The 3097-nt window shown below is 73.0% G+C and carries 4 protein-coding genes; 1 reads left to right on the top strand and 3 read right to left on the bottom strand.

All coding sequences use genetic code 11. The features are described from left to right. On the bottom strand, positions 1-1128 hold a 1128-nt coding region (locus ACFU99_RS38930; protein WP_384402041.1), incomplete at its 3' end, for a serine hydrolase domain-containing protein. Positions 1129-1311: 183 nt separating this feature from the next. On the opposite strand from ACFU99_RS38930, the gene ACFU99_RS38925 reads away from it, so the two are divergent. Further along, on the top strand, positions 1312-1836 hold the full coding sequence (locus ACFU99_RS38925) for a DUF6314 family protein (RefSeq protein WP_384402038.1): 525 nt from the start codon (positions 1312-1314) through the stop codon (positions 1834-1836). Positions 1837-2016: 180 nt separating this feature from the next. Here ACFU99_RS38925 and ACFU99_RS38920 read toward each other — a convergent pair whose 3' ends face one another. Further along, positions 2017-2241 carry an MbtH family protein gene (locus tag ACFU99_RS38920; protein ID WP_384402035.1) on the bottom strand — a complete coding sequence of 75 codons (225 nt, stop codon included), beginning with the start codon at positions 2239-2241 and terminating at the stop codon, positions 2017-2019. Positions 2242-2339: 98 nt separating this feature from the next. After that, positions 2340-3097 (bottom strand): VOC family protein (locus tag ACFU99_RS38915; protein WP_384402032.1); only part of this gene is annotated, 758 nt, incomplete at its 5' end.

Here is a 3097-nt window from a genome sequence, read left to right as displayed (position 1 = left end):
GAACACGGCCCGGCCGTCCTCGGTGACGCCGCCGCGGGTGCGGGTCCCGTCGACGGTGCCGCCGTGGCCCCAGTACCGTCCCCCGGCGCCCCCGTCGATCGGGTAGCTCGCCAGCCCCAGCCCGTACTCGGCGCCGCGGGCGATGTCGGCGGGCATGGTGTCGCGCATCAGCGCGAGCTGCGCGGGCGGCAGCAGCTCCCCGGCCAGCTGGGCGATGTAGAGCGCGGTGAGGTCCTGTGCCGTGGCCACCAGGGCGCCCGCCGAGCCGATGATCGAGGTGTTGATGAAGGTGATCTCCCGGTGGCCGCCGCCCGCGACCTGCGCGTACGCCTTCGGGTGCGGGCCGCGCAGCCGCTGCTCGGGCCAGCGCGGCCAGTAGGTGTGCGGGAGCCCCAGCGGCGCGATGACGCGCCGCTCCACCTCGTGCTCGTAGCCGTGTCCGGTGACGCACTCGATGAGCATGCCGAGCAGGATGTAGTTGAGGTTGCAGTAGGACCACCGCTCGCCGGGCGGGAACTCCGGCGGCTGGGCGAGGATGCGCCGGGTCACCTCCTCGGCGGTGAAGTATCCGGGGGTCTCGTCGGTCAGGTCCTCGGGGAAGTCGGGCAGGCCGCTGGTGTGCTGGAGCATCTGGTGCACGCTGACGCGGCGGCCGTCGTTGCCGTTGCCGCGGACCACGCCGGGCAGATAGCGCTCCACCGGCGACTCCAGCCGCACCCGCCCCTCCGCCGCCAGCTGGAGCACGACCGTGGCGATGAACGTCTTGGTGTGGCTGCCCACCCGCAGCCGGGAGCGGTGCGGATACGGGCGTCCCGAGGCCAGGTCGCCGGCCCCGGCGGCCACTTCCCGCACCCGGCCGTCCGCGTCGGTGATCACCGCTTGTGCGCCGGGCAGCCCCTCGGCCTTGATCAGACCTGCCAGCACCTCGCGTACCGCCGCCAGGTCGGGCGCGGCCCGGCTGCCGGGCGGGCGGGGCGACGCGTGCGCCGCCCCGGTTCCGGCCCCGGCGCCCAGCGCGGCCACGGCGGCTATGGACGTGCCGCGCAGGATCTGGCGCCGGGAGACGGATGACGGCGGGGTGGCCGCCGGGGCAGGCGTGCTCGAAGGTTCTCTGTGAACTGCTGTCATGTCACAGCAGCCTCCAGCACCCCCGACCCGCCGCCAATAGGGCCCGCTCCCCGCCGTCGGGTGCACCCAAGTCGGGCTCGAATGGTGGGGATTACCCGATTGCGCGGAGCCCGCCGAGCCCTCCGGCGCGCCCTTCGTCGCCCCCGTACCGCGCGACGTGCGGCGGGACCGGACAATGGGGCCATGGCTTCCGTCGCACCGCCCCCGCACCCGGACGACCGGCCCCCGGCCGGGGCCGTTCACCCCGTTCCCGACGCCGCGTCCTATCTGTCCGGAACATGGACGGTGGACCGGGAACTGTTCGACCTGAGCGCGGGCACGAGCGGCCGCTTCCACGGCACGGCCGTCTTCCGCCCCGAGGACGACGGCGACGGGGAGGGGGACGGGGCGCTGCTGCACATCGAGGAGGGCGAGCTGACCTGGGGCGGCGCGGTGAGCCCGGCGGGCCGCACCCTGCGGCTGTTCCCCCGCCCGGACGGCACGGCGGAGGTGGCGTTCGCCGACGGCCGCCCGTTCCACGATCTCGATCTGCGCACCGGCGTCTGGGACACGCGGCACCCCTGCGTCGACGACCTGTACGAGGGCGGGTTCACCGTCGTCTCGCCGGACGAGTGGCGGGTGAGCTGGCGGGTCGGCGGCCCGGCCAAGGACCAGCTGCTGCGCTCCGTCTACCGGCGGCGCGGGGCGGGCCGGCCGGAACGCCCGTAGCGTCGGCACGGCCGTACGGTCTTCGGCCCGGACCCGCGCACGAAGCGACGCGAAGAGACACGAAAAGACGCGGAAAGACGCGGAAAGACGCGGAAAGACCGGGCGAGCCGTAGCGGCTCACCCGGTCCGAGGCCACGCGCCCCTTCCCTCCCGCGGCCGGGACGCCGGCCGCTCGGGGATTCAGGCCGTCTGCCGGTCGGCGCTCATCTCCGCGATGAGGCTCTTCGGCCGCATGTCGGTCCAGTTCTCCTCGATGTACTCGATGCACGCGGCGCGGGTGTCCTCGTTGTGCACGATGTCCCAGCCGTCGGGCACTTCGGCGAAGGCGGGCCACAGCGAGTGCTGCCCCTCGTCGTTGACGAGGACCAGGAAGGTGCCGTTCTCGTTGTCAAACGGATTGGTCATGATTCAGTCCTTTTCAGTGGCGGTGGCAGTGATGGTGACCGTGGTGGTGAGGGAGGCGGCCGTTTCCGGCGATCGCACGCGAGGGCCGGGCGCGGCTGTCACGCCGACGGCGCCGTGGAGTCGGAGAGCGCGTGCTGCCGCTCCACCGCCTCGTACAGCGCCTTGATGTTGTTGCTGCCGAACGTGCGCGCCCCGCGCCGCTCGATCAGCTCGTAGAACAGGGTCCGCCGCGGGTGCCGGGACTCGCTGAAGATCTGGAGCATCGCGCCCGAACTGTCCCGGTCGGCGAGGATGTTGAGCTCCCGCAGCGCCGCCACGGGTACGGACAGGTCGCCGACCCGCTCCGTGAGCGTGTCGTAGTACGTGTCCGGGGTGGACAGGAAGCGCGCGCCCCGGTCGGAGGCGGTGCGGACCGCCTCCGTGATGTCGTCGGCGAGGAACGCCACATGCTGGACGCCCGCGCCGCCGTGCGCGGACACGAACGCGTCGATCTGTCCCAGCTCGCGGGTGATGTCGGGCTCGATGAGGGTGAGCGTCACCTTCTCCGACGCGCTCTGCACCACCTTCGAGTCCATGGCCTGATGGCCCACCACGATGCGCTCCTCGAAGGTCTGGGCGAAGCCGAAGACCTCCTGGTAGTGGCGTACGGCCGGGTCGAGTTCGCCCGCGGGCAGGCAGACCGCGAGGTGGTCGACGGCCTCGAACAGGCCCGCGCCGGCCGGGGCCTGCGCGCTCTCCTGGATCAGGCCAGGCGCGAAGGGCGCGAAGGGCGCGAAGGGCGCCGCGCGGGAGGTGAAGCGGTGTTCCACGTCCCCGAACCCGAGCACCGATGCGAAGGTCACGCGGTCGCCCGTGC

Origin of the sequence: Streptomyces sp. NPDC057654 (genome assembly GCF_042800135.1) — a bacterium.
In the GTDB taxonomy this organism is placed as follows: domain Bacteria; phylum Actinomycetota; class Actinomycetes; order Streptomycetales; family Streptomycetaceae; genus Streptomyces.
This window is presented reverse-complemented; position numbering and strand designations above follow the sequence as displayed.